We start from the raw sequence: 25,757 nt of genomic DNA on the forward strand, positions 1-25,757 counted from the left end.
AGTTTTAGATGGCTGATTATCAGGCACCCCTACGTGACATGCGCTTTGTTCTGAACGAGGTTTTCGATGCCCCCGCGCTGTGGGCCTCACTGCCCAAGGTTGCCGAGCATGTGGACCCGGAAACGGCGGACGCCATTCTTGAAGAAGCCGGGAAGATCAGCAGCGGAGTGCTTGCGCCCCTGAACCGCGAGGGTGACGAGCAGGGCTGCAAATGGAACGATGGTGAGGTGACGTCTCCGGAGGGGTTCAAGGAAGCGTACCAGACCATCGTTGAAGGTGGTTGGAACGGTCTCGGCGGCAATCCGGACTTCGGCGGCATGGGCATGCCCAAGACCCTCGTTGCGCAGTTCGAGGAAATGATGCAGGGCGCCAACATGGCATTCGGGCTGGCCCCTATGCTGACGGCCGGCGCCTGCCTGGCGCTGGACGCCCACGGAAGTGATGAGCTGAAAGAAAAGTACCTGCCCAACATGTATTCCGGTGTCTGGTCCGGCGCTATGGATCTGACCGAGCCCCACGCCGGCACGGATCTCGGTATTATCCGCACCAAGGCGGATCCTAATGATGACGGCTCCTTCAACGTTACGGGTACCAAGATCTTTATTACCTGGGGCGAGCACGACATGGCGGAGAACATCATCCACCTGGTGCTGGCCAAACTGCCGGATGCACCGAAAGGTCCCAAGGGCATTTCCATGTTCCTGGTCCCCAAGTTCCTGGTGAATGACGATGGTTCCCTGGGCGAGCGTAACAGCTTCAGCTGTGGTTCCCTCGAGAAGAAAATGGGCATCAAGGGCTCGGCGACCTGCGTGATGAACTTCGATGGCGCCAAAGGCTGGCTGGTCGGCGAAGAGAACAAGGGGCTGGCGGCGATGTTCACCATGATGAACTATGAACGCCTGGGCGTTGGTATCCAGGGTATCGGCGCTGCCGAAGCCTCTCTGCAGAGCGCACGGGAATACGCCCTTGACCGTATCCAGAGCCGTGCACCAACCGGCGCCCAACAGCCTGAGAAGGCAGCAGACCCAATCCTCGTGCACCCGGATGTCCGGCGCATGCTACTCACGATGAAAGGTTATGTGGAAGGCGGTCGTAGCTTCTCAACCTACGTGGCCCAGTGGCTGGATATCGCCAAGTACGCCGAGGATGATGACCGTCGCAAACACGCCGAAGGTATGGTGGCGTTGCTGACACCGGTGGCCAAGGCATTTCTAACGGATCGCGGCCTAGATGCCTGCATCATGGGTCAGCAGGTCTTTGGTGGTCATGGTTTCATACGCGAGTGGGGTCAGGAGCAGCTGGTTCGCGACTGCCGCATTACCCAGATCTACGAAGGGACCAATGGAATCCAGGCACTGGATCTGATGGGCCGGAAAGTGGTCGGTACCCAGGGCAAGCTTTACGAACTGTTTGCCCAGGACGTCGCAAACTTCCTGGAGGAGAACAGTGGTAATGAGCATCTGCGCCCGTTTCTTGAGCCGCTTGCTGCAGCGGTCGAGCGTCTCGATGACGTGACCGAGCATGTGATCAGGCAGGCTGGTGATAACCCGAATGCCATTGGCGCAGCGTCTGTGGACTACCTCGATTTGTTCGGCCTGACCGCCCTGGGGTATATGTGGGCGAAGATCGTCAAAGCGGCTGCGCCCCAGGCGGATTCAGATACCTCCGGGTTCTACAGCGGTAAACTGAAGACAGCGCGCTTCTACTTTGACCGCCTGCTGCCAAAGACCGTTTCGCTGGCTGAGGGTATTCGCAGCGGCAGCGACTCCATGATGGCGCTGACTGCCGAAGAGTTCTGATTATCCAGCAAGACTCAGGCATAAAAAAACAGGCCCTCGGGCCTGTTTTTTTATGGTTTACTGGTCAGCAGGCCAAGTTTCCCGGACTCTCAAAGTCGCTCCATTCTCTCTGGATTGGTAATAAAGGGATTGTCATTGCCCTGGATTTTGGCAATGCGCCCATGACGGGTCAGCTCGCTATCATCCGGCGGGTCCATTCTGTTCCAGCCCTTGAACACCGCTGAGGATCCAAGCCAGGGCAGGTCATAGGTGTCTACCATGTAGGCCACCGTGCGCGCCACATCTCCCTTGACCCGCACCGGGGGCTCAAAGAACTGGGCGCTCTGGCGAATGCCGCATTCGTCTTCGCTTACTGACGAGCCCAGGTCCTCGTAACGTGCGTTTCGCCGGCCCATCTCCGTCCGGCTGCGCACCGGTACCATGTTGTGCATGTCGGACGCGATCTGACGGTAGCGGTTATCCTGTTCACATTGACGCGATGTGCCACAGTCGAGGGCGCTGCGGACATCTGCCAATGGGTAGACATAACCGTCCGTCAGAACGAACCCTTTGCTTGTAAAGGCGGTGTTGCAGAAGAAGGAATTGCCGCCACTGGCGTAAAGGTCACCCCAGAAGTGATCGGAAACAACGGTTTTGGGATCACTGAACCGGGTATTCTGGCCAATCACGAGGGTAGTGGTGAGCAATAGGCCAAGTGCTGTGGGTATCAGTAAGAATCGTTTCATACGCCTTTTATACCTCGCAGTGTGTTCAAGCACCCTGTCAATTCGGGCCTCACTGGTCAGGATCTGATCAAGCGGGTCAAAACTATGACGCTTTGTTCACGGATACTGTGAAGTATGGCACAGAGGCTCCAAACCACGGAGCCTCCAAGCTAGAAATTTGTGGCGTAATGTTAACGGGTTAACAGTATTACTTCAGTTTGTTGCGAATGTTCTGGTAACCGGTTTTCAGATCTTCGCCAAGTTTTGATGCGGTCTGACGAGCTTCCTGGGACGCGTCCTCAGCATCGTGCAGAACTTCATCGATCTTGCTTCTGAAACGATCCCAGTCCTGTTCGAGATCCTCCCATTCGTCTTTAACGTCTTCACGGGCCAGATGCATCTGGACGCGCGCCTCATCCCGGTATTGTTTTACTTTTTCCGACAGCTTCTTGAGATCTTCTTGAAGACTCATATCAAGCACCTCCTTGGATTGTTGGTGTGCTTACAATGCGCCCGTTTGTAAAAAACTGTCAAGGGGCCGGCAGTGGCAACCGGGCACAACGAAGGCTGAGTTTGATGCAGATCAGGAACGGCCGGCGAGCAGGGCCGACATATCCCGCAAATAGTGCCACGGGGAGAGGGAATCGAAGCCTTTCGCCGCGCGGTCGATCTGGCTGCACAGGGTGATGGCCTCATTCAATTGGTTCCGGTTCAGCCGGCGAGCGGCCTGTTCCATTGCACGGGCACGTTGCGGCTGGAATACGCCCCGTTTTTTCAGGAATGCGGCGGGATTTTCCGACTGGCCGGCCGCAGACTTCAACTCGAGAAGCAGGTTCAGATCCCGGCTGAGAACCGACAGCAGGCCCAGCGGGTTTTCTCCCTCTTGCTGAAGCACAGTGATCATCTTACCGGCGTGAGGCGCACGTCCACTGATCAGCTCGGTCACGAGTTCGAAGCCATTGAACCGGGAACTGTCCTGGACCGCCTGTTCAACGGTTTCCTCATCAATGGTATTGCCGTTTGCGAGCAGTGACAGCCTGTCGAGCTCCTGGCTGGCGGCGAGCAGATTGCCCTCGAGGCGTTCGCTCATGATGGCCAGGGCCCCCCGGGTTAGGCTGAGGCCGCGATTGCTGGCCCTCTGCTGTAGCCAACCCTGGAACTTGTCGGCATCGACGGGCCACACTGGCACGTGCACGCCCTTTCCTTGAAGCTCCTTGTACCATTTGCGGCGGGTTTCCGCCGCGTCCAGACGGGCACTGATGAGCACGAGGATGATATCGTCGGGAGGGTCGGCCAGGACTCGTTCCAGTACCGCGCGGCCGTCGCCCAGCTTGCCGGTTGGCAAGTGAATCTCGATGCGCCGTTTTTCCGCAAATAGGGACATGGCACTGAATTCTTCGGCAACGGCGTTCCAGTCCAGTTGGTGGTCAGCGTGAAAGGTCAGGCGGTCATGAAAACCGGCGTCTTTTGCGGCCTTGCGAACCTGATCACAACATTCCTGAACCAGCAGGGGTTCGTCCCCGGATATGAGATAGACGGGCGCAAGGCCCTTTTTCAGAAGCTGGGATAACTGGCCCGGATTGGTCTTCATGGCTGGCCTGTGGCTGGGGCGTCGGCTTCCTGTTCACGCTGGTACTCTGCCCGGATGGCGTCGATTCGCTGCGGGGTCAATGGGGCCAGCCGGAATATCACCTGTTGCGCAAGACGATCGTCCATTTGCTGGCGGAGGGTCTCTTCTTCCCTCTGTCTTGCCAGCACATTGGTTTCATCGTAGCGGTAACTCTCGCTGGTGGTCAGGCGTGTTGTGCCTACCATGGGCACCCGATCCGCGCTGATCACTTCAAGGTCAACGGAGTGCCGCAGCGTGTATTCGGCGGCTGCGGCCTGGGCGGTGATGGCACTTGCGCGACGATCCTGCTCGAAGTTCTTCAACCGCAAAATGTAGTCGGCCTCTGCAACTGGCACCACACGGATTTTGCCCAGGTTCAGCTGTTCACGCAAGGAACGACAAAGGGTGTCGGGCACCTGTGATGAGCAATCCACAGCAAGAGGCTCGAGGGCCGAGGAAACCGGTGGGGCGCCCCGCAACTGGAATCCGCAACCACCAAGCAGCGCCGCCATTACAGCGGTCAGCAGCAGGCGTGCCGACGATTTCAGAGCGGAGTGCCGGGACATATCAGTTGGCCACCACGTTCACCAGTTTGCCGGGGACCACGATAACCTTGCGCACCGTCGCTCCCTCGGTAAAGCGCATGACATTCTCGTTTTCCAGGGCCAGCTTTTCGAGGTCCGCCTTACTGATGTCTGCAGGCACATCTTCCTTGGCCCGCACCTTGCCATTCACCTGCAGTACCACCTGGATCTGGCTGCGAACCATGGCGGCTTCATCGGCTTTTGGCCAGGGTGCATCAACCACCGGCTCCTGGTGGCCGAGCGCCTGCCAGAGGGTGTGGCAGATGTGCGGAACGATCGGCGACAGCACAAGCACTGCGGTGTCCAGTGCTTCCTGGCGTACCGCCCGGGTCTGGGGTTCGTCACCCTGCAGTTTGCCGACCTCGTTAAGCAGCTCCATCACGGCGGCAATGGCCGTGTTGAAGGTCAGCCGACGGCTGATGTCGTCACTGACTTTGGTTATCGTCTCGTGAGTCTTGCGCCGCAGGTTTTTCTGGTCATCGTCCAGGCTTGCCGCGTCGAGAGCGGGTGCCGGGCCAGCGGCGGCGTGTTCGTTCACCAGACGCCAGACCCGCTTGAGGAACCTGTGTGCGCCTTCGACACCGCTGTCCGACCACTCCAGGGACTGTTCTGGCGGGGCCGCAAACATCATGAACAGGCGAACTGTATCGGCGCCGTGCTCATCAATAATAGCCTGGGGATCGATACCATTGTTCTTGGACTTCGACATCTTGGTGACGCCGCCGGAAACCACCGGCTCGCCATCTTCCCTGTGCACTGCTTGAACGGGTTGGCCCTTTTCGTCACGCTCGACGGTTACGTCGGCGGGGGAAATCCATACCTTGCCGCCTTTGCCGTCGTCGCGGTAATAAGTCTCCGCAAGAACCATGCCCTGGCAAAGCAGCCGGTTGAATGGCTCTGAACTGGTTACCAGCCCGACATCCCGCAGGAGCTTGTGGAAGAAGCGGGCGTAGAGCAGGTGCAGGATGGCGTGTTCAATACCACCGATATACTGATCCACCGGCAGCCAATAGTTGGCCGCGGACGGGTCCAGCATGCCCTGGTCGTAATTCGGGCTGCAGAATCGGGCGTAGTACCAGGAGGACTCCATGAACGTATCAAAGGTGTCGGTTTCCAGGGTCGCCGGCTGGCCGTTGAACTCCGTCTTGCACCACTCGGGGTCGGCCTTGATGGGCGACTGGACACCGTCCATTTCCACATCTTCCGGCAGACGTACCGGCAGCTTGTCATCGGGCACCGGCATTTCTGTGCCATCTTCCAGGGTCATCATCGGGATCGGCGCGCCCCAATAGCGCTGGCGGGATACGCCCCAGTCGCGCAGGCGGTAGTTCACGGTGCGCTTGCCGATTTTGTGTTCTTCCAGGTAGCTGGCGATCTCGTCGAAGGCTTCCTCACTGGTCAGGCCGCTGTATTTGCCAGAAGACACCAGCGTGCCTTTTTCGGTAAACGCCTCTTCCTGCACATCAATCTCACGGCCATCGCGGGCGGCAATAACCTGCTTGATGGGCAGCTTGTATTTGCGGGCGAATTCATGGTCCCGCTCGTCGTGGCCCGGAACCGCCATCAAGGCGCCGGTGCCGTAGTCAGTCAGCACGAAGTTGGCGGCCCAGATCGGAATCTCTTCCTGGGTCAGCGGATGAACCGCCTTGAAACCGGTGTCGATGCCGCGCTTCTCCATGGTGGCCAGCTCGGCCTCCGCGGTCTTGCTGTTGCGGCACTCCTCGACAAATTCAGCCACATCACGATGACGCTCCGCCGCCTCTTTCGCCAGCGGGTGTTCGGCGGCCACGGCCATGTAGCTCACGCCCATCAGGGTGTCGGGGCGCGTGGTGTAAACGGTCAGGCCACTGTCCCGGTCTTTCAGCGGGAAGGTCAGCTCGGTACCTTCAGATTTGCCGATCCAGTTGCGCTGCATGGTCTTGACCTGCTCGGGCCAGTCTTCCAACTGGTCCAGATCGTTCAGCAGCTCTTCGGCGTAATCGGTAATGCGGATAAACCACTGGGGAATCTTCTTCTGTTCCACCAGGGCCCCGGAACGCCAGCCCCTGCCATCCACAACCTGCTCGTTGGCCAGAACCGTCTGATCCACCGGGTCCCAGTTCACCGTGGACATTTTCTTGTACACCAGGCCCTTTTCGTACAGGCGGGCGAAGAACCACTGCTCCCAACGGTAGTAATCTGGCTTGCAGGTCGCCAGCTCTCGATCCCAGTCGTACCCGAAGCCCAGCTGCTTGAGCTGGTTTTTCATGTATTCGATATTGGCGTAGGTCCACTTGGCCGGCGCGGTCTTGTTGGCAATGGCGGCGTTCTCGGCGGGAAGACCAAATGCATCCCAGCCCATGGGCTGCATAACATTCTTGCCCTGCATGCGCTGATAGCGGGAAATTACATCGCCGATGGTGTAGTTGCGGACATGCCCCATGTGCAGCTTGCCACTGGGGTAGGGGAACATGGACAGGCAGTAGTACTTGGGCTTGCCCGGCTCTTCCTTGACCATAAAGGTCTTGTTCTCTTCCCAGAAATCACGGGCATTCTGTTCTACGTCACGGGGATTGTATTGCTCGTCCATTCCTGCCATTACCGAAATTACCTTGTGTGGAAAAATAAAAGCCTGTATCAAAAAATCACGTCCGGAGCGGGCCGAACATTCTAACGCACACTAGCCTTTACAGGTAGTCTGCCAATTTTCTGTTCTTGTGCCAGACTTACAGCTATGGGGAAGGTTCTGGCGGAGATCTTGCACCCAACTGCGGTAATCAAGGAGTCGATATGACACAACCAGAAAGAAGTCATCTCTCAGGCAAGGCATTGGAAGTCTATGATCGTATGCTGGAACGGGTAAAAACGCGTCTCCATGATCTGGAAGAAACATCGCTCCAGAACCTCGAAGAAGAGGTCCAGAAAGCGGTGGAGTTCGAGTACGAACTGGAGGAAATGACCCGGGATGAGGCAAATCTTCTCGGGGCTTATCTGCAGCGGGATCTTGAACACCTGCTGCATTTTGTCGAGGAGACCGGTGAGGGCCTGAGCGAATGGTTGCAGCTTGATATCGCGCTGCTGGAACACCAGTTGGCGGACAGTTTGTTCTCGGTGGCTGATAAAACCGTCGTCGACTTCCTGGAACTCAAACAGAAACTGGAAAACAAGGAAGTGGGCCAGTACATCTCAGGCGAGGTGGCCACTGCAGGTATGTTCCAGTGTCTGAACTGCGGGCATATGCGCTGCCTGACAGCCACCAGCCACCTGGAACCCTGTGAAGCCTGCGGCTCCCACTACTACGAGCGGGTTACGAGCCGCTGGCCGAAACAGGAGGAATGACCCGCTCCCGGACAAAGACAATCAAAATGACCGCCAGGGTCAGTACGGGCCAGGAGCCAGTCTGCATGTAAGGCGTGCTGCCGGTGGCGGTGAATACCTCGCCAGTCAGGGTGGCGCGCTCAAAATGGGGGATGGTTTCGGTCAGCTGGCCCCGGTTGTTAATGATCGCGGTGACGCCATTGTTGGTGCCGCGGAGCATGTAGCGACCTGTCTCCAGTGCCCGCATTCTGGCAATCTGCAGGTGCTGCAACGGGCCAATGGAGTCGCCGAACCAGCCATCGTTGCTGATGGTCAGTAGCAGGCCCGCGCCCCGGGCGTTGAAGGCGACAAAATCCGGGTAGGCGACCTCGTAGCAAATGAATGGCATCACATTGACGCCATTGGCCTTGAGTGGGTCCTGCCACGCCGGTCCCCGGCTGAAATCGCTCATGGGCAAATCGAAGAAACCAATCAGCCCCCGCAACACGCTTTGCAGTGGCACGTACTCGCCGAAAGGCACGAGCTTCTGCTTGTGGTAGATCCCTTCGCCATTGCCGATGGCCATGATGCTGTTGTGAAACGTGAAATCTTCAATACGGTCGCTGAAGCCGTACCAGGGTATTCCGGTAATCAGCGTACTGTTGTCGCCCAGCTGTTCACTGATGTGATCAATGATCTTGCCAGCCTGGTCCTGGGGGATCGGAATGGCGGTCTCGGGCCATAGGATCAGATCCGTATCCCAGTGATCCTCGGTCATGCCGAGGTAGGTGACGATCTGATCCTTCAGGAACTCGGGATCCCATTTGATCTGCTGGGGAATATTGCCCTGCATGGCGGCAAACGAGGTAGGCTCCTCGTTTAGCTCCGTCCACTCGACACGGTTAATGGCCGGGGCAATCAGCCAGGGAATCAGCGCCACAGCAAGAGTGACGCCTGCAGCGACCGGCTTGGCGTGTTTCAGGAGCCACCAACTCCCGTAGAGTGCGGCCCCTGTGGCTGTTATCCAGAAAGTGATGCCATGCACGCCGGTCAGAGGTGCCAGCCCGGCGAGCGGGCCGTCCGTGTGTGCTGTGCCCAGATACAGCCAGGGAAAACCGGTAAGCAGCCAGCCCCGAAGCCAGTCGCCAAGTATCCAGATAGCGGGAAATAACATGAGACGCCTGGCCGGGCTCTCCTTGGCAAGCTTGCCCCAGAACCAGAACGCCAGACCGTGGAACAGCGCCAGCCCTGCAACAAAAAGAACCGTCAACAATACGGCAATCGGAATTGCGGTATTACCGTGTTCGCTGATACTGACGTAGACCCAGCTGGCGCCGCTGCCGAACAGCCCCAGGCCAGTAAGCCAACCTGCCCGGAAGAGTTTCTCCGGAGCCAGAGGAACCGTCACGAGGAGAATAAGAAGAACTGAAACCGGCCCCAGCCACCAGAGGTTGAACGGTGAAAAGGTCAGGGTTTGCATGGCGCCGGCAACCAGAAGAGTTGCCGCGCCAAGTAATGCGTTTGAGGAAAGAGGGGTCTTTAACGCTCTGGTATTTTTCGCGTCACTGTTCACTTCGGGTTACCTGCAGCAGACGGATTACACGGTTATCGGCGTTGGCAATGGTAAAGCGCAAACCGCCGAATTCAACCGATTCGCCCCGTCTGGGCAGGTGTCCGAATTCCTTGAGAACCACGCCACCGATGGTGTCGAATTCCTCTTCGTCCAGTTCGGTCTCGAAGAACTCATTAAAATCGTCAATGGGTGTTACCGCTTTTACGGCGTGGCTGCCATCGCCCCGGGCCTTGATGTGGGTCTCTTCATCAAAATCGTGCTCATCTTCGATTTCGCCCACAATCTGTTCCAGCACGTCTTCAATGGTGATCAGGCCGGCCGTACCACCGTATTCGTCTACCACAATCGCCATGTGGTTACGGTTTTCCTTGAACTCCTTGAGTAGCTGGTTCAGACGCTTGCTCTCGGGTACGAAGGTGGGCGGGCGCAGAATTTCCCGGATACGGTTCCAATTGAGGTCGTTGTTCAGGGCCAGGGGAAGAAGGTCTTTGGCCAGAAGAACGCCAATCACGTCGTCCTGGCTGTCCCCGATGACCGGGAACCGACTATGTGCAGAATCCATGATTTCGCCCAGGAACTCCTTGGGCTCCTGGGATGCCTTGACGGTGACCATCTGTGAGCGGGGAATCATGATCTCATCCACCCGCATGTCGATCACCTGCATGGCACCTTCGATAATGCTCATGGCATCAACATCGATGATGTTCTGGGACTCGGCGTCCCGCAGGATTTCCAGCACGTCCTCAACGGACTCAGGCCCGCTGGAGAAGGCCTGGGATATACGTTCCAGCCAGGACTTGCCGCCCTGACTGCGACTCGACTGATCGTCGCTCATGAGTCTTGTTCCGTTTCCTCTGCTTCGTAGGGATTGCCGAATCCGAGCTGCGCAAGCAGCCGGACTTCGAGGGCTTCCATGACCTCGGCATCTTCGTCTTCAATATGATCAAAACCCTGGAGATGCAACATGCCGTGCACCACCATGTGCGCCCAGTGGGCGACCAGGGTTTTGTCCTGTTCCGTGGCCTCTTTCTCGACAACCGGTGCACAAATCACCAGATCTCCGGCCAATGGCACCGTTATACCGGCTGGCGCCTCAAATGGGAAGGACAACACGTTGGTCGGATAGTCCCGCCCCCGGTACTGGTGATTCAGGACCTGGCTTTCTTCGGTTCCGACAATACGGACCGTCACCTCGGACGGATCCTCGCCCTGCCAGGCAAGTTGCGCCCATTGTTGAACCTGCGCCTCATCGGGTACCCCCGGCGCCTCAAAAACCTGCTGAAGATCCACAGTCAGCTTGTTCACTGGCCGGTTGCACTCCCGTCGTCAAAGGAATCGTAGGCTTCAACAATGCGCTGGACCAGCGGGTGACGAACAACGTCTTTTGCTTCGAACCGGGTAAACCCGATCCCCGGCACCTTGCTCAGAACACTTGCGGCATGAATCAGCCCGGAATTCTGGCCACGGGGCAGGTCCACCTGGGTGGTGTCACCGGTGATCACCGCAGTGGAGCCGAAACCGATCCGGGTCAGGAACATCTTCATCTGCTCCCGGGTGGTGTTCTGGCTTTCGTCCAGAATGATGAACGAGTTGTTCAGCGTACGGCCCCGCATGAACGCCAGCGGCGCAATCTCGATCACGCTTTTCTCGATAAGCCTGGTGACATGGTCAAACCCAAGCATTTCATACAGCGCGTCATACAGCGGGCGAAGGTACGGATCCACCTTTTGCGCGAGGTCGCCGGGAAGAAAGCCAAGCTTCTCGCCGGCCTCGACCGCTGGTCGAACCAGCAAAATCCGCTTCACCTGCTCGTCTTTCAGGGCCTCAACGGCACAGGCCACTGCCAACCAGGTCTTGCCGGTGCCCGCCGGCCCGATCCCGAAGTTGATATCGTGGGTGCGGATGTTATGAACATACTTCTGCTGGTTGGCACCCCGCGGCTTGGCCTGCAGTTTGGGCGTCTTGATAACCGTCACGGCGCCATCGTAGGGCACGTCTTCGGGCAGGCGTTCAAAACCGGTTTCCCGGATAAAGAGATGCACGGTATCCGGAGGAAGGTCGTCGGTGGCCTCGGTCTCCCGATAAAGATGCCGGATAACCTCAACGGCCGCCGCCACATGCTCGGTCTCACCCTCAACCCTGAAATGATGGCCACGCCTGCCGACTTTCACATGCAGGCGCTTTTCAATCATCTTAAGGTTTTCATCAAACTGGCCACAAAGCGTCGCCAGCCGGCGCTGGTCCACCGGGTGCAGGTCAAATTGTCTGTGATCGTTGGCGTTCAAAAGTGCTCCGTTTTGGTTTGGGAGAACGAGTATCTGATGTTGGTGAAACGGGCGAGGGCCGGAAGGTGTTTCCAAAAAGCGCCCGTAAATACGTCCCTGTAGGGCTCGGTCGCGCCATCCCTGGCGCTCCACGTTTTTGGAAACACCTTCCGGCCCTCGCCCTGATCAGTCTATGTGCAGGTCCGAATGTCAAAAAACAAGTAGGTCGGATTAGCCGGGGGCGTAATCCGACAGATTTCCTCGCTCTAGCCATGTTGTTGGATTAGGGCTTCGTCTAATCCAATCTACGAACTAATCAAACTCACGAATGCGAAGCTTGCTCAGGCAGACGGCTGTGCAGCCGCCGGAGAGTGGTGGGGCTCCCCTCCCAAAAATGTCGGCGGCCAAGGATGGCCGACGCCAAGCGCACATGGATGTGCTCGTAGCGGTTTTTGGGAGGGGAGCCGCATCACTCTCCCTACACCAAGCCTCAGACGAATACGAAACCAGGCCTAAAACAACTCCGAGCTCACAGGCACCCCGCGAAGAGAATTGGGATAGGCCTCCACAATATCGACATCAATAAAGTGCCCAACAACCTCCGGATTCTCATGCCGGAAATTCACAATCCGGTTGTTTTCGGTACGCCCCGCATACTCACCAGGGTCTTTCTTGGACAGGCCAGTCACCAGAATCCGCTGGGTGCTACCAACCATCTTACGGCTGATGTCCATCACGTTCTGGTTCAGGCGATCCTGCAGGATGCTCAGGCGCTGTTTCTTGATATCCATCGGTGTATCGTCCGGCAGGTCCGATGCTGGTGTTCCGGGCCGGGCGCTGTAGACGAAGCTGAAGGACATGTCGAAGCCAATGTCATTGATCAACTTCATGGTGTCTTCAAAGTCCTTCTCGGTTTCACCCGGGAAACCGATGATGAAGTCTGACGAGAAACTGATATCCGGGCGGATCTTGCGGAGCCGGCGGAGTTTGGATTTGTATTCCAGCGCCGTGTGGCCTCGCTTCATAGCCGCCAGGATCCGGTCCGAACCGCTCTGGACAGGCAGGTGCAGGTGGCTTACCAGCTCAGGAACCCGCTCGTACACATCAATCAGGGCATCTGAGAATTCCACCGGATGCGACGTTGTGTAACGGATCCTGTCGATGCCTTCGATGGTTGCGATCAGTTCGATCAGCTCCGCCAGGTCCATAGTGTCGCCGTCGTGGGTTTCGCCCCGGTAAGCGTTCACGTTCTGGCCCAGGAGATTCACTTCACGAACACCCTGGCCGGCCAGGTGGGCCACTTCGGCGATCACGTCGTCGGCTGGTCGGCTGACTTCTTCCCCGCGGGTGTAGGGCACCACACAGAATGTACAGTACTTGCTGCAGCCCTCCATGATCGAAACGAACGCCGAGGGTCCGTCTGCGCCGGGTTCGGGCAGGTTGTCGAATTTCTCAATTTCCGGGAAGCTGACATCCACAACGCCAACGCCGTTACCCTTTGCGCGCACTTCGGTGATCATGTCCGGCAGGCGATGCAGGGTTTGCGGGCCGAAGACCATGTCCACGTAAGGTGCGCGGTCAATGATAGCCTGGCCTTCCTGGGAAGCCACACAGCCACCCACACCGATGATCATTTCCGGCTTTTTGCTTTTCAGCTTTTTCCAGCGGCCAAGCTGGTGGAACACCTTCTCCTGGGCTTTTTCCCGAATGGAGCAGGTGTTCAGCAGCAGGATGTCGGCGTCGTCGGGTGAATCGGTCATTTCGACGGTTTCACCAGTTTTGAGCAGGTCTGCCATGCGGGCAGAATCGTACTCGTTCATCTGACAGCCGTGGGTTTTGATGTACAGCTTTTTGGCCATGGGTCTCACGTAATCTGATGGATGTTGCGCCGGGAACTGGATGTTTGAAACGAGGCGCCAGCAAAAAGTAACTGCGTATTATAACGGGGTGCTTAAACTTCAACCACCTTTGTCTCGGCTAGTTGCTAGTCCGCTTGTGGTATTATTTGTGGCTTATGGTTTCGGGGCTGAATCGATTGGGGAGGAGCTTTCCAAAAAACGCCCGTAAATACGTCCCTGTAGGGCTCGGTCGCGCCATCCCTGGCGCTCCACGTTTTTGGAAAGCTCCTCCCCAATCGCTTCCACGAGCCTCACGATAAATCCTTCAACCTAATACCCAAACACCAAAATGACCCCCGAACGCCTCTCCCGGATCAAACAAACCCTGAACACCCGGCAACCGGATCTGAGCGTCCTCACCGACCAGGTTCACAAGCCCCGGAACCTCTCCGCCATCATTCGCTCCTGCGATGCTTTCGGCTTGGCCAACATGCACGTGGTCTGGCCCAAGGAAGGATTTCGGGCTTTCCGGAAAACCGCCGGAGGCAGCTACAACTGGGTCACCACCCACACCCACCGGAGCATGGAAGAAGCGGTTTCCGCGCTGAAAGGGCAGGGCCACAAGCTATACGCCGCACAGCTATCCGACCGGGCCATTGATTTCCGGGATGTGGATTACACCCTGCCGTGCACGATAATCCTGGGTAACGAAGTGGATGGCGTCAGCGCCGACGCCGCGGCCCAGGCCGACGAACACATCGTGATCCCGATGATGGGCATGGTGGAGTCGCTCAACGTTTCCTCTGCCTGCGCGATTATCCTGTCCGAAGCCCAGAGGCAGAGAAAACTGGCCGGTATGTTCGATCTGCGCCGATTGCCGGATGACGAATACAACCGCCTTTTATTCCGCTGGTGCCAACCAACAGTCAAACGCTACTGCGACGACCGCAATCTGCCTTACCCGCCAATCGACCCTGAAACCGGGGAACTGATCGATGGGGTGGGTTGGATGCAGGAAGTCCGAAAGCTGCGGGCCAATCGCCCCAGGTGGGATGACCCGGGAAATGTCATTCCTCGCGAGCCTCAAGATACCGCTGAAGCTGCTCCCGCAAAGCCTTGGGAAGCCGGGTAATCGTCAGAGCATCTTTGTCACGGTCATAGTAAACCGCCTGATTCACCAGGTCGGAAGAAAACGACACGCTCATGCCACCCCCGGAGCCGGCAATACGCACCAGCTTCTTCACCTTGCGATGATCCGGATGCAGCACGCCGCTTTCCGGCAGTTCGGCGGTTTTCGACGCAAACTCCTTGAACCGCTGCGGCTCGCTTTCGTCTAGATAGCCCGACAGCGCCTCGATTTCCACCGGCTCTCCCAGGGCATGTTGCTCCTTGCAAAACTCATAAGCCTTGTTGCGAACCTCGCCGGCTTTCTCTGGCTCCGAGGACTTGGCGAAAGCTTCTACCGCATCCAGGAAGGTCATGGTTTCCTTTTCCACATCCACCTGATTGGTAAATCCGCACAAACGGATAAACAGCTCTCCGGGCTCCCCGGTGCCACGGCCGTGAACCAGTGTCAGATAGTTTTCAGCCGCGTTGTTGCTGCGCCAGTCGTCCAGCTCGATGCGAACGGCCAGGTTCAAACGGGAAAGGCTGAGGACGTCGGTGGCATCCAGTGACTGGTTGCCATCGAAACGCATGGCGCTGTCGGTTTCCAGAATAAACAGGTAAACCACTTCGGCGTCTGCCAGGGCATCGTGGACGATCATCAAATGACCATCGAATTCTTCCTGGCTGCCGGTCAGCAGTTCCTGCCACTGTCCGAACAGGCGGTCGGTCATGGCACCAAAGGTTTGCTTGTCTTCAAGGTAGTCTTTCAGCCAGGCGCTGAACGGGCACTCGCCCAGGTCTTCGGAAAACCGGCCGTATTTCTTGCCGGGCTTGCTGTTGAACAGCCGCTTCATCTGCTTGTGCAGGCCTTCGTAATCGCCACCGGGCTCCTGCAGGGCCTCACCGGTCACAAGGCGGGCAGGCTGACCCGGCTGGTACTGGCTGGCGAAGGCAGTGCGGAGGTGTTTGATGGCCATTGTTGGCTCCTGTTCGTTGTTTCGATTAACTCAGAGAGGCGGGATTCTGCCACGATTTGGTGGCGGATTCATTGGTAGCCTGAAGGTTTGCGGGAGGGCCGCAGGGCAGGTCATTCTTTTTCTTACGAAAAAACAACTCGCTTCGCTCAGACATCTTTTTTCTAGAGAAAAAGAATAACCTACCCCACGTCCACGGGCCTTTCAGTGGTCCGCCAAAAAAGAACCGGTGGTTTACCGTACTTTGGTTTTGGGAATTAACACCAAGGTATGTCGGCGACGGGGTGGGGGTATCTTTTTCTGCCGGGAAAAGATGTCTGAGCGAAGCGAGTTGCTTTTCACAAAGAAAAAGATACCCCCACCCCGGCGCCAGCCACCGAAGTAGGGATATCTCCAGTCAGTTCAAAGCTTAGACCCGCTTACTGCGAATCAACTCCTGAACAAGCTTGCTCACAGCCTCAGGAATCTCCTGCTCGCTGTCGGCGGTTGTTGCCGCGTTGGCGATATCAGTGCCGAGGTTAACGGCAATGGCAACCAGGCCGTGGGAGGTCAGAAGCTGGGCAACGCGGCGGCGTTCGTCAGCATCGCCGGCGTTTTCTTCGGTGACCACAACCGCGGTCTTGCCCTGGTCGAACAGGGCACGCTCAACAGCGAGTGCCAGTGCCGGTGCCTGACGGCCATTACAGGCAATAATGGCTGGTTTCTGGGCCAGTCGGCGTTCGCGTTCTTCGACCGAAACGGGGTCGAGAGATTCGCCAGAATCGGCCAAACCAGCCACCATGCCTGCACCGATGGTGACGTTGGACAGCCGGTCGATAACGATGAAGCTGCCGGTGGCATGGTTGCGCTGGTAGGCATCGAAGGCGATCGGCTGGTTCAGCGTCAGCTCACACAGGCCAATTTCGTTGAGCTGGAGCTGGCTCGGATTGGCCTGCTGGTCGAGGGTGTTCACGTCGGTCTGGTGGTGAATCTTTTTCACCGTACCGGAGGTAAAGGTCGGTCCCAGCTTGATGTCATACAGGCGGCCGGTTTCCAGGGGTGCATCGGTCATCCAGACGATATTGGCATTGAAGCGGTTGCCCACTTCCGGCTCGTCCTCGACTTTGACCAGCATATCGCCGCGGCTGATGTCGATTTCGTCGGTCAACGTGAGCGTAACCGCCTGGTCAATGTAGGCCTCTTCCAGGTTGCCATCGAACGTGACGACTCCTTTGACAGTGCTGGTGCGCCGCGAGGGCAGGGCCATCACTTGTTCGCCCGGGCGGATCACGCCGGAGGCGATGGTGCCGCAGAAGCCCCGGAAATTGAGGTTCGGTCGGGTCACATACTGAACCGGAAAGCGGAAGTGCTCCAGGTTCTTGTCCCGGCCTACTTCTACAGTCTCCAGGATTTCCATCAACGGCTGGCCGGTGAACCAGGGCGTGTTCTCGCTCTTGTTCACCACGTTGTCGCCTTCCAGGGCGGACAGCGGTACAAAACGGATATCTTTCAGGCCCAGCTTGGCGGCAAACGCCAGATAATCGTCTTTGATTTCGTTGAAGCGTTCTTCGCTGAAATCCACCAGATCCATCTTGTTCACCGCCACGACAATATGGCGGATACCAAGAAGGGAAGCGATATAGGAATGCCGACGGGTCTGGGTCAGCACACCGTGGCGGGCGTCGATCATCAGGATCGCGACCTGGGCGGTAGATGCGCCGGTGGCCATGTTGCGGGTGTACTGTTCATGGCCCGGGGTGTCAGCGATGATGAACTTGCGCTTGTCGGTGGAGAAGTACCGGTAGGCCACATCGATTGTGATGCCCTGTTCGCGCTCCGCCTGCAGTCCGTCGACCAAAAGGGCAAGGTCGAGTTTCTCGCCCGTTGTTCCCATTTTGGCGCTGTCGGTTTTCAGGCTGGCCATGTGATCTTCGTAGATCATCTTGGTGTCGTGGAGCAGGCGGCCGATCAGGGTGCTCTTGCCGTCGTCCACGCTGCCACAGGTGAGCAGGCGCAGGAGTTCCTTGTTTTCGTGCTGCTTCAGGTAGGCCTGAATATCTTCTGCAATCAGATCAGACTGGTGTGACATCTTAGAAATACCCTTCCCGCTTTTTCTGTTCCATGGAGCCGGCTGAATCGTGATCGATTACCCGACCCTGGCGCTCGGAGCTCTTTGCCAGCAGCATTTCCTGGATAATATCCGGAAGCGTGTTGGCTTCGGATTCGATGGCGCCCGTCAGCGGGTAGCAGCCCAGGGTCCGGAAGCGAACCGATTTCATCATCGGTTTCTCGCCTTCCTTCAATGGCATGCGGTCGTCGTCCACCATGATCAGGGTGCCATCGCGCTCAACGACCGGACGTTCGGCGGCATAATAGAGCGGAACGATGTCGATGTTCTCAAGGTAGATGTATTGCCAGATATCCAGTTCCGTCCAGTTGGACAGCGGAAACACCCGGATACTCTCGCCCTTGTTGATCTTGCCGTTGTAGATGTTCCACAACTCGGGACGCTGATTTTTGGGGTCCCAGCGATGGTACTCATCCCGAAACGAATACACGCGTTCCTTGGCCCGTGATTTTTCCTCGTCTCGACGGGCACCGCCGAAGGCTGCGTCAAACTTGTACTTGTCGAGTGCCTGTTTCAGGGCCTGGGTCTTCATGACATCGGTATGTTTCGCGCTGCCGTGAGTAAACGGCCCGATTCCCTGATCCACGCCCTCCTGGTTGGTGTGCACAATCAGGTCAAGACCAAACTTTTCAGCGACATTGTCTCTGAACTTGATCATGTCCCGGAATTTCCAGGTGGTATCAATGTGCATCAACGGAAAGGGTGGCTTACCCGGATAAAAGGCCTTCAGGGCCAGGTGGAGCATTACCGCGGAGTCCTTGCCGATGGAGTACAGCATTACCGGATTGTCGAACTCGGCTGCCACTTCCCGGATGATGTGGATGCTTTCCGCTTCCAGCTGTTTCAGGTGCGTGAGATTGTATGTGGTCATGATAATCCGTTGCCGCCGTGCGGGCCGTTTTGGCTGTGCGAATGAATACGGCAACTATACCAGAGGGGGTAAGGGCATAAGAAGACGGCCAACTAGACATTGGCGTTATAACAATATAGCAGTGGTGGGCCTTGGGCGTTCGTCAGCCGGCAGGTAGAGCTCAGACCGGATTGCGGGAGTCGGCCAGCAGTTTGGCAACGTAGCGGTCGACGTAATCGAAGCCGTTGCCTTCAAACTCTGCGAACTGGATGCCGAGCTGAAATTCATCCCTTGCAATGCGCCGCATGTGAACGATGTTGCCGTCGGCAATAATGGAAACCGGTTGCGTTGCAACGACCGGTACGGCAAATCGCGTCTTCACGGAAATCCAGTGTCCTGGAGCCGGGGCTTTTTGCTCGGGAATGAGCTGCTTCACCGTTTCCTGATTGCAGGAAATCATCACGCCCGTGCGGGAGAGATTGGATACCGAGCAGGTCAGGCAGCAACCGTCCGATTTCTCAATAGTAATGTCGGTGGCTACGTCCACTCGCTGTTGGTTGCGCAAATTCAATTTGGCGGCGACAGGTTTCATGTTGACTCTTCTGGCGTGTCTGGTTGCGAATGATGCTGCCTTTCCCATAAATCCCTTCCAGAGAAACACTTAAACGCATGATAAGCGAATGAAAGTGTAGTTGTTTACTTTGTGATCAGCAAGAAGCCTGCCGCCTATAGTGGCAGATTTGTTAAATCTTTCTGAACAAGACGTCACAAATTTTGACGTCCGTCAGTTTCCATCCGTTCCAATACTCGTCGGACTTTTGCTGCAGGCGGTCCCTGAGCTGGTGTAAAATATCGCCCTTCACTCATTTGTGGGCTCGCGCTGAGCTCCGGGAATTCCAAGCCTTCTATGACAGATAACACCCAGATCCCCGCATCGTCCGGTAACGGCAAAGTCGGTTTCATCAGCCTCGGTTGTCCCAAGGCTCTCGTCGACTCTGAGCGCATTCTCACGCAGCTCAGGCTGGACGGCTACGATGTTGTCCCGACCTATGACGACGCCGACATCGTTGTGGTCAACACCTGCGGTTTTATCGATGCCGCCAAACAGGAGTCGCTGGACGCGATCGGTGAGGCTATCAGCGAAAACGGCAAGGTGATCGTTACCGGTTGTATGGGTGTGGAGGCCGACAAGATTCGCGATACTCACCCCGGTGTTCTGGCGGTTTCCGGCCCGCACGCCTATGAAGAAGTGGTCGGCGCGGTTCACCAGTTCGTTCCGCAGAAAAAACAGCACGATCCGTTCACCGATCTGGTTCCGCCGCAGGGAATCAAACTGACCCCGCGGCACTACGCCTACCTCAAGATCTCCGAGGGCTGTAATCATCGCTGCACCTTCTGCATCATCCCCTCCATGCGCGGTGATCTGGTCAGTCGGCCCATTGGCGATGTAATGGACGAAGCCCAGCGCCTGGTGGATGCCGGTGTGAAGGAGCTGTTGGTCATCTCCCAGGATACCTCCGCCTACGGCGTCGACACCAAATACCGCACCGGCTTCTGGCAGGGGCGACCGCTCAAGACCAAGATGCAGTCACTGTGCGAAGCGCTTGGCGAAATGGGCGTGTGGGTGCGCCTACACTACGTTTATCCGTATCCCCATGTGGACAACATTATTCCGCTGATGGCCGAGGGAAAAATCCTGCCGTACCTGGACATCCCGTTCCAGCACGCCAGCCCGAAGGTACTAAAGGCCATGAAGCGCCCGGCCCACGACAGCAAAACCCTGGAGCGCATCCGCAAATGGCGGGAAATCTGCCCCGAGCTCACCATTCGTTCGACCTTCATCGTCGGCTTCCCCGGTGAAACCGAGGAAGACTTCCAGTACCTGCTGGACTGGCTCGACGAGGCTCAACTGGATCGTGTTGGCGCGTTCAAATACAGCCCGGTGGAGGGTGCTAAAGCCAACGAACTGGAAGGTGCGGTTCCCGAGGAAGTCAAAGAAGAGCGCCTGGCCCGTTTCATGGAAAAACAGGCAAAGATCTCCGCAGCCCGCCTGCAGGCCAAAATCGGTCAGACGATCGATGTGCTGATTGATGAGGTCGACGAGGAAGGCGCAATTGGTCGCTCCAAGGCGGATGCGCCGGAGATCGATGGTATGGTTTATCTCAATGATGAAACCGACCTTGTTCCAGGCGAAATCGTTCAGGCCGTTGTTGAACACGCCGACGAGCATGATCTTTGGGCTCGGCTTGTTTGATCGGCTTGGGCAACTAGCTTCTGAATGTGGGGGTGGGCCTTGGCGGGGTGTGCCTCCCAAAGATGTCGGCTTACGCTTCGCTAGGCCGACCTACAGTCTACAGTCCAGACAGGCTAGGGCCGTAGCAAAACGCCACGACCCGGAGCCAGCGGGTTAACCCCCAAGCTTCTTCACAAGAATTTCGTTGAAAAGCTTCGGATTCCCCTGGCCCTTGGAGGCTTTCATCAAAGGCCCCATGAAGCCGCCAAGCATCTTCTTGCGCTTTTTCGGATCCTCTTCATTCTGGTACTGGGCCACCTGATCCGGCATGCCGGCCAGAACCTCGTCGACCATCGCCTCCAGGGCGCCGGTATCAGACACCTGCTTCAGACCCTTGGCGTCGATAATCGCGTCCACACTGTCGTTTTCACCTGACCAAAGCGCCTCGAACACCTTCTTGGCTCCGGCAGACGAAATCGTGTTGTCGGCAATCCGTACGACCAGGTCGCCCAGCTGGGCTCCCGAAATTGGCGAGTCGGCAACGGTCTTCTCTTCTGCGTTGAGCCGTGCAGAAAATTCACCCTGAACCCAGTTGGATGCCAGCTTGGCGTCTTTGCCGCGCTCAGCAGCAGCTTCAAAGAAGGCTGCCAGTCTGGAATCACCAGTCAGCAATCCGGCGTCGTAGTCGTTCAGGCCGTACTGGTCCATGAACCTCGCCTTACGCGCATCCGGCAGCTCAGGAAGGCTGTTGCGGGCTTCCTCGATAAAGGAATCATCGATTTCCACCGGCAGCAGGTCGGGGCAAGGGAAGTAGCGGTAGTCGTTGGCTTCTTCCTTGGTGCGCATGGAGCGGGATTCGTCGCGGTCGCCGTTGTACAGGCGGGTTTCCTGAACAATCTTGCCGCCGTCTTCCAGAATGTCCATCTGGCGCTCGACTTCGTGGGCAATGGCCTGTTCCATGAAGCGGAAGGAGTTCAGGTTCTTGGTTTCGGTACGTGTGCCGAGAGTGTCGGAGCCCTTCGGCTTCAATGAAATATTCACGTCGAAACGCATGGAGCCCTGAGACATATCGCCATCGCAGACGCCCAGCGAAGTCACAATGCCGTGAAGCTTCTTCGCGAATGCCACCGCTTCTTCCGAGTTGTTCATGTCGGGCTCGGTGACCACTTCGATCAGCGGTGTGCCCGCCCGGTTGAGGTCCACGCCTGTCATGCCATGGAAATCCTCGTGCAGGGATTTGCCGGCATCTTCTTCCAGGTGGGCGTGATGGATGCGCACACGCTTGGTTTCACCGCTCGGCAGATCGATATCGACATAACCGGGGCCGACAATAGGACGCTCCAGCTGGGTGGTCTGGTAGCCCTTGGGCAGATCCGGGTAGAAATAGTTCTTCCGCTCGAACACCGAACGGCGCTCGATCTCGGCATTCACTGCCAGACCAAACATGACCGCATAGCGGAAAGCCTGCTCGTTGGGCACCGGCAGGGTGCCAGGCATGGCCAGGTCAACGGCGTTGGCCTGCGTATTGGGCTCTGCGCCGTAAGCGGTGCTGGAGCCTGAAAAAATCTTGGTCTTGGTGGCGAGCTGAACGTGAATTTCCAGCCCGATCACAATGTCCCACTGCATAGTCTTTCTCCTGTCCCGGGCTTATTGCGGTTCACGCTGGTGCCAGTCGGTCACCTGCTGGAATTGATGGGCGGCGTTTAGCAAACGGGCCTCGGAGAAATAATCCCCAATGATCTGCAGACCCACCGGGAGACCGTCCACGAAACCGGCCGGTACAGACATGGCCGGAACGCCCGCCAGGTTGATGGCGATAGTGAACACATCCTCGAGGTACATGGTCACAGGATCGCTGGTTTTTTCACCCTGAATAAACGCAGGCGAGGGCGTGGTGGGGCTCATCAGCACATCCACTTCCTTGAAGGCATTGATGAAATCCTGCTGGATCAGCCGCCGAACTTTCTGGGCCTTGAGGTAATAGGCATCGAAATAGCCGGCGGAGAGAGCGTAGGTGCCCACGAGAATCCTACGCTTCACCTCTGCGCCAAAACCTTCCGCGCGGGAGCGGGTGTAAAGATCCATCAGGTCCTTGGGATCCTCGCAGCGGTAGCCATAGCGAACCCCGTCAAAACGGGACAGGTTGGCGGATGCCTCTGCTGGAGCAATTACATAGTAGGCAGCAATTGCGAGCTTCGCGTTTGGCAGCGATACCTCTTTAACCGTGGCGCCCAGTTTCTCGTATTCCTTTACCGCGTTGCGAACCTGCTGCTCCATCGCCGGGCTTAGCTGATCGCTGAAATACTCCCTCGGCAGGCCGATCTTCAGACCTTTAAGGGGCTCGTTCAGAGTGGCCGTGTAATCCGGCACCTCGCGGTCAATGGACGTCGAGTCCTTCGGATCAAAACCGGCCATCACATTCAGCATCAGCGCATTGTCTTCTGCTGTGCGAGCCATGGTGCCGCCCTGGTCGAGACTGGACGCAAAGGCAATCATCCCGTACCGGGACACCCGGCCATAAGTGGGCTTCAGGCCAGTAACACCACACAGCGCCGCCGGCTGACGGATCGAGCCACCAGTATCCGTGGCGGTAGCCGCAGGAATCAGTCGAGCCGCAACCGCCGCAGCCGACCCGCCCGATGAACCGCCTGGCACCCGCTTATTGCCTTCACTCAGGCCCCAAGGGTTGGTCACTGCGCCAAAATAACTGTTCTCGTTGGACGACCCCATGGCGAACTCATCCATGTTGGTCTTGCCCAGACACACCGCACCTGCCTCTCGGAAATTCGCAGTTATAGTCGCATCGTAAGGGGGTACAAAGTTTTCCAGCATCTTCGAGCCGCAAGTAGTGCGAACGCCGTTGGTGCAGAAAATGTCCTTGTGCGCGAAAGGAACGCCCGTCCAGGGTGTCGCATTCCCAGCCGCCCGCTGCTCATCCGCCACGCGGGCATCGGCCAGCGCCTGCTCTTCGGTCACGGTAATAAAGCTGTTGTACTTCGAATCTTCCCGCTTGATGCGGTCGAGGAACTCCTGGGTCAGCTCCACGCTGGAGACCTGGCCGCTATCGAGGTCCCGGGAAAGCTCTGCTACGGATTTGTTATGCATGACGTGTCCTTTCACTCAATCACTCGGGGAACCAGATAAAGCCCGTTCTCGGTAGCCGGCGCAATCGCCTGGAACGCTTCCCGCTGATTGGTCTCGGTGACCTCGTCAGCGCGCAGGCGCTGGACTGCATTCAACGGGTGGGCCATGGGCTCAACCGAATCGGTGTCGGCGGCACCCAGCTGATCCACCAGATCCAGAATGTTGCCCAGATCCTTCTCCAGAGCCGAAACCTGCTCGTCATCCACACGAATGCGGGCGAGCACAGCGACTTTCTCAATGTCGTCACGGGAAATGGTCACGCATTGCCTCCCAGATAAATGAAATGTCGGTAATAAATCTTTTGAAAAAGCGGGCCAATCCTGAGCTTGGGGGCCGTTCGGGGAATCCTTTTCAAAACTGTAGAGGGCCATGGATGGCCCGAAACAAGCCCACATGGATGTGCTCGTAGCGTGTTTTGAAAAGGATTCCCCGAATGGCCCTTCACCAAGGCCAGAAAACCAAAGCGAGTATGGTAACAGATTCGAACAATGGCGGGAGGCCCCAGCCCATAAGGTAAATGTGTGAACCGTAAGGCTTGAGGCCCGTTAGCGCCTTGCCTGCAGGGGTGCTCACTGCTAAAGTTGCCGCATCTTTTCTTTGCGACTGCAACTCTCAGGTTGAAACTACACGAATGTTGATAAAAAGACTCCGAGGCATCTTCTCCAGCGATCTGTCCATCGACCTGGGCACCGCCAACACCCTGATCTACGTGCGTGAGCGCGGAATCGTGCTGAACGAGCCCTCGGTAGTGGCCATTCGCACCAACAACTCCCAGAAAATGGTTGCCGCTGTTGGCGCAGAAGCCAAACGCATGCTCGGCCGTACGCCGGGCAATATCACTGCCATCCGCCCCATGAAAGACGGCGTGATTGCAGACTTTGTTGTAACCGAGAAAATGCTCCAGCACTTTATTCATAAGGTGCATGAAAACAGCTTCATTACTCCGAGCCCGAGAGTACTGGTGTGTGTGCCCAGCAAGTCTACCCAGGTAGAGCGGAAAGCCATTCGCGAATCCGCTCTTGGTGCAGGCGCCCGGGAAGTGTTCCTGATTGAAGAACCCATGGCAGCCGCCATCGGTGCCGGTCTGCCGGTCGAAGAAGCCAGCGGCTCCATGATCGTGGACATTGGCGGTGGTACCACCGAAATTGCCATTATTTCCCTGAACGGCATCGTCTACGCAGAGTCTGTGCGGGTGGGCGGTGACAAGTTCGACGAAGCCATTGTTACCTACGTTCGCCGCAACTACGGCAGCCTGATCGGTGACTCTACCGCCGAGCGTATCAAGCACGAAATTGGCTGTGCCTACGAAGGTCTCGAAATCCGCGAGATCGATGTTCGCGGTCGCAATCTTGCCGAAGGTGTGCCCCGGGCATTCACCCTCAACAGCGAAGAAATTCTCGACGCGCTGCAGGAATCTCTGGCGCAGATCGTTCAGACCGTCAAGAGCGCTCTCGAGCAGTCGCCGCCCGAGCTGGCATCCGACATTGCCGAGCGTGGTATCGTTCTGACTGGCGGCGGCGCCCTGTTGCGCGGGCTAGACAAGCTGATCAGCGAGGAAACCGGCCTGCCGGTGATTATCGCTGAAGACCCGCTGACCTGTGTTGCCCGTGGCGGCGGCAAGGCGCTGGAAGTGATTGATCGGGGTGGCATCGGAATGTTCTCCCAGGAGGGATAATCCTGTGGGGAGGGCTCGCC

General features: G+C 57.3%; 22 protein-coding genes. 5 read left to right on the top strand and 17 right to left on the bottom strand.

Annotated features, from left to right (window positions below; translation table 11 throughout):
• Positions 1-8 precede the first annotated feature (8 nt).
• A complete protein-coding gene (locus ACWJ62_RS03395; RefSeq protein ID WP_449284923.1) occupies positions 9-1,799 on the top strand; it encodes an acyl-CoA dehydrogenase C-terminal domain-containing protein in 1,791 nt (596 codons plus the stop codon).
• Between the two features lie 89 nt (positions 1,800-1,888).
• On the opposite strand, the gene ACWJ62_RS03400 is transcribed toward ACWJ62_RS03395, so the two are convergent.
• The 5 genes from ACWJ62_RS03400 to leuS all read right to left on the bottom strand — a co-directional run bounded on the left by ACWJ62_RS03400 (position 1,889) and on the right by leuS (position 7,265).
• Positions 1,889-2,524, bottom strand: coding sequence for an endonuclease (locus tag ACWJ62_RS03400; RefSeq protein WP_449284924.1), 636 nt, complete (start codon positions 2,522-2,524; stop codon positions 1,889-1,891).
• Between the two features lie 187 nt (positions 2,525-2,711).
• Complete coding sequence (locus tag ACWJ62_RS03405) at positions 2,712-2,975, bottom strand: hypothetical protein (protein ID WP_449284925.1); 264 nt, start codon at positions 2,973-2,975, stop codon at positions 2,712-2,714.
• Between the two features lie 111 nt (positions 2,976-3,086).
• Positions 3,087-4,094: a DNA polymerase III subunit delta gene (gene holA, locus ACWJ62_RS03410; RefSeq protein WP_449284926.1), complete on the bottom strand. Its 1,008-nt coding sequence runs from the start codon at positions 4,092-4,094 to the stop codon at positions 3,087-3,089.
• Positions 4,091-4,678 carry an LPS-assembly lipoprotein LptE gene (locus tag ACWJ62_RS03415; protein ID WP_449284927.1) on the bottom strand — a complete coding sequence of 196 codons (588 nt, stop codon included), beginning with the start codon at positions 4,676-4,678 and terminating at the stop codon, positions 4,091-4,093. Before ACWJ62_RS03415 ends, holA begins: the two co-directional genes overlap by 4 nt.
• A gap of 1 nt (position 4,679) precedes the next feature.
• Positions 4,680-7,265, bottom strand: a complete 2,586-nt coding sequence (gene leuS / locus ACWJ62_RS03420) for a leucine--tRNA ligase (protein ID WP_449285345.1) — start codon at positions 7,263-7,265, stop codon at positions 4,680-4,682.
• Positions 7,266-7,465: 200 nt separating this feature from the next.
• Between leuS and ACWJ62_RS03425 the strand changes: the two genes are divergently transcribed.
• Positions 7,466-8,014 carry a zinc ribbon-containing protein gene (locus tag ACWJ62_RS03425; RefSeq protein WP_104320207.1) on the top strand — a complete coding sequence of 183 codons (549 nt, stop codon included), beginning with the start codon at positions 7,466-7,468 and terminating at the stop codon, positions 8,012-8,014.
• Here the strand turns inward: ACWJ62_RS03425 and lnt are convergent.
• The 5 genes from lnt to miaB form a co-directional block, all read right to left on the bottom strand.
• A complete protein-coding gene (lnt, locus tag ACWJ62_RS03430; RefSeq protein ID WP_449284928.1) occupies positions 7,983-9,545 on the bottom strand; it encodes an apolipoprotein N-acyltransferase in 1,563 nt (520 codons plus the stop codon). The genes ACWJ62_RS03425 and lnt overlap by 32 nt on opposite strands.
• Positions 9,535-10,380, bottom strand: coding sequence for an HlyC/CorC family transporter (locus ACWJ62_RS03435; RefSeq protein ID WP_449284929.1), 846 nt, complete (start codon positions 10,378-10,380; stop codon positions 9,535-9,537). Before ACWJ62_RS03435 ends, lnt begins: the two co-directional genes overlap by 11 nt.
• On the bottom strand, positions 10,377-10,850 hold the full coding sequence (gene ybeY, locus ACWJ62_RS03440) for an rRNA maturation RNase YbeY (protein WP_449284930.1): 474 nt from the start codon (positions 10,848-10,850) through the stop codon (positions 10,377-10,379). Before ybeY ends, ACWJ62_RS03435 begins: the two co-directional genes overlap by 4 nt.
• Complete coding sequence (locus ACWJ62_RS03445; protein ID WP_449284931.1) at positions 10,847-11,830, bottom strand: PhoH family protein; 984 nt, start codon at positions 11,828-11,830, stop codon at positions 10,847-10,849. Before ACWJ62_RS03445 ends, ybeY begins: the two co-directional genes overlap by 4 nt.
• A 491-nt stretch (positions 11,831-12,321) precedes the next feature.
• On the bottom strand, positions 12,322-13,668 hold the full coding sequence (gene miaB / locus ACWJ62_RS03450) for a tRNA (N6-isopentenyl adenosine(37)-C2)-methylthiotransferase MiaB (RefSeq protein ID WP_449284932.1): 1,347 nt from the start codon (positions 13,666-13,668) through the stop codon (positions 12,322-12,324).
• A 328-nt stretch (positions 13,669-13,996) separates the two neighbouring features.
• Between miaB and trmH the strand changes: the two genes are divergently transcribed.
• The gene (trmH, locus tag ACWJ62_RS03455) at positions 13,997-14,779 is read left to right on the top strand and encodes a tRNA (guanosine(18)-2'-O)-methyltransferase TrmH (protein ID WP_449284933.1); all 783 of its coding nucleotides are present in this window, start codon (positions 13,997-13,999) and stop codon (positions 14,777-14,779) included.
• On the opposite strand, the gene ACWJ62_RS03460 is transcribed toward trmH, so the two are convergent.
• The 4 genes from ACWJ62_RS03460 to ACWJ62_RS03475 all read right to left on the bottom strand — a co-directional run bounded on the left by ACWJ62_RS03460 (position 14,715) and on the right by ACWJ62_RS03475 (position 19,277).
• Positions 14,715-15,731, bottom strand: a complete 1,017-nt coding sequence (locus ACWJ62_RS03460) for a nucleoid-associated protein (protein ID WP_449284934.1) — start codon at positions 15,729-15,731, stop codon at positions 14,715-14,717. The genes trmH and ACWJ62_RS03460 overlap by 65 nt on opposite strands.
• Before the next feature lie 406 nt (positions 15,732-16,137).
• A complete protein-coding gene (gene cysN, locus ACWJ62_RS03465) occupies positions 16,138-17,796 on the bottom strand; it encodes a sulfate adenylyltransferase subunit CysN (protein ID WP_449284935.1) in 1,659 nt (552 codons plus the stop codon).
• A 1-nt stretch (position 17,797) separates the two neighbouring features.
• Entirely contained in the window at positions 17,798-18,706 is a 909-nt protein-coding gene (gene cysD / locus ACWJ62_RS03470) for a sulfate adenylyltransferase subunit CysD (RefSeq protein ID WP_014577758.1), read from the bottom strand.
• Between the two features lie 160 nt (positions 18,707-18,866).
• The gene (locus ACWJ62_RS03475) at positions 18,867-19,277 is read right to left on the bottom strand and encodes a PilZ domain-containing protein (protein ID WP_449285346.1); all 411 of its coding nucleotides are present in this window, start codon (positions 19,275-19,277) and stop codon (positions 18,867-18,869) included.
• A 315-nt stretch (positions 19,278-19,592) separates the two neighbouring features.
• Here ACWJ62_RS03475 and rimO point away from each other — a divergent pair, with 315 nt between their 5' ends.
• Entirely contained in the window at positions 19,593-20,939 is a 1,347-nt protein-coding gene (gene rimO / locus ACWJ62_RS03480; RefSeq protein WP_449284936.1) for a 30S ribosomal protein S12 methylthiotransferase RimO, read from the top strand.
• A 153-nt stretch (positions 20,940-21,092) separates the two neighbouring features.
• Here rimO and gatB read toward each other — a convergent pair whose 3' ends face one another.
• Genes gatB through gatC form a run of 3 tightly spaced genes read right to left on the bottom strand, consistent with a single transcriptional unit; the run spans position 21,093 to position 24,322 of the window.
• Complete coding sequence (gene gatB / locus ACWJ62_RS03485; RefSeq protein ID WP_449284937.1) at positions 21,093-22,544, bottom strand: Asp-tRNA(Asn)/Glu-tRNA(Gln) amidotransferase subunit GatB; 1,452 nt, start codon at positions 22,542-22,544, stop codon at positions 21,093-21,095.
• Between the two features lie 21 nt (positions 22,545-22,565).
• Complete coding sequence (gatA, locus tag ACWJ62_RS03490; protein ID WP_449284938.1) at positions 22,566-24,023, bottom strand: Asp-tRNA(Asn)/Glu-tRNA(Gln) amidotransferase subunit GatA; 1,458 nt, start codon at positions 24,021-24,023, stop codon at positions 22,566-22,568.
• An 11-nt stretch (positions 24,024-24,034) separates the two neighbouring features.
• Positions 24,035-24,322, bottom strand: coding sequence for an Asp-tRNA(Asn)/Glu-tRNA(Gln) amidotransferase subunit GatC (gene gatC / locus ACWJ62_RS03495; RefSeq protein ID WP_449284939.1), 288 nt, complete (start codon positions 24,320-24,322; stop codon positions 24,035-24,037).
• 374 nt (positions 24,323-24,696) lie between these two features.
• Here gatC and ACWJ62_RS03500 point away from each other — a divergent pair, with 374 nt between their 5' ends.
• Positions 24,697-25,737, top strand: a complete 1,041-nt coding sequence (locus ACWJ62_RS03500; RefSeq protein ID WP_008170134.1) for a rod shape-determining protein — start codon at positions 24,697-24,699, stop codon at positions 25,735-25,737.
• The last annotated feature ends 20 nt before the right edge of the window (positions 25,738-25,757 follow it).

Source organism: Marinobacter sp. PE14 (genome assembly GCF_053566155.1).

Coding starts and splice junctions, on each gene's coding strand:
- ACWJ62_RS03395 (WP_449284923.1), top strand. CDS start 9: ATGGCTGATTATCAGGCACCCCTACGTGACATGCGCTTTGTTCTGAAC.
- cysN (WP_449284935.1), bottom strand. CDS start 17,796: ATGTCACACCAGTCTGATCTGATTGCAGAAGATATTCAGGCCTACCTG.
- ACWJ62_RS03460 (WP_449284934.1), bottom strand. CDS start 15,731: ATGGCCATCAAACACCTCCGCACTGCCTTCGCCAGCCAGTACCAGCCG.
- cysD (WP_014577758.1), bottom strand. CDS start 18,706: ATGACCACATACAATCTCACGCACCTGAAACAGCTGGAAGCGGAAAGC.
- ACWJ62_RS03405 (WP_449284925.1), bottom strand. CDS start 2,975: ATGAGTCTTCAAGAAGATCTCAAGAAGCTGTCGGAAAAAGTAAAACAA.
- trmH (WP_449284933.1), top strand. CDS start 13,997: ATGACCCCCGAACGCCTCTCCCGGATCAAACAAACCCTGAACACCCGG.
- gatA (WP_449284938.1), bottom strand. CDS start 24,023: ATGCATAACAAATCCGTAGCAGAGCTTTCCCGGGACCTCGATAGCGGC.
- ACWJ62_RS03475 (WP_449285346.1), bottom strand. CDS start 19,277: ATGAAACCTGTCGCCGCCAAATTGAATTTGCGCAACCAACAGCGAGTG.
- leuS (WP_449285345.1), bottom strand. CDS start 7,265: ATGGACGAGCAATACAATCCCCGTGACGTAGAACAGAATGCCCGTGAT.
- rimO (WP_449284936.1), top strand. CDS start 19,593: ATGACAGATAACACCCAGATCCCCGCATCGTCCGGTAACGGCAAAGTC.
- gatB (WP_449284937.1), bottom strand. CDS start 22,544: ATGCAGTGGGACATTGTGATCGGGCTGGAAATTCACGTTCAGCTCGCC.
- ACWJ62_RS03435 (WP_449284929.1), bottom strand. CDS start 10,380: ATGAGCGACGATCAGTCGAGTCGCAGTCAGGGCGGCAAGTCCTGGCTG.
- miaB (WP_449284932.1), bottom strand. CDS start 13,668: ATGGCCAAAAAGCTGTACATCAAAACCCACGGCTGTCAGATGAACGAG.
- holA (WP_449284926.1), bottom strand. CDS start 4,094: ATGAAGACCAATCCGGGCCAGTTATCCCAGCTTCTGAAAAAGGGCCTT.
- ACWJ62_RS03400 (WP_449284924.1), bottom strand. CDS start 2,524: ATGAAACGATTCTTACTGATACCCACAGCACTTGGCCTATTGCTCACC.
- ACWJ62_RS03425 (WP_104320207.1), top strand. CDS start 7,466: ATGACACAACCAGAAAGAAGTCATCTCTCAGGCAAGGCATTGGAAGTC.
- ACWJ62_RS03415 (WP_449284927.1), bottom strand. CDS start 4,678: ATGTCCCGGCACTCCGCTCTGAAATCGTCGGCACGCCTGCTGCTGACC.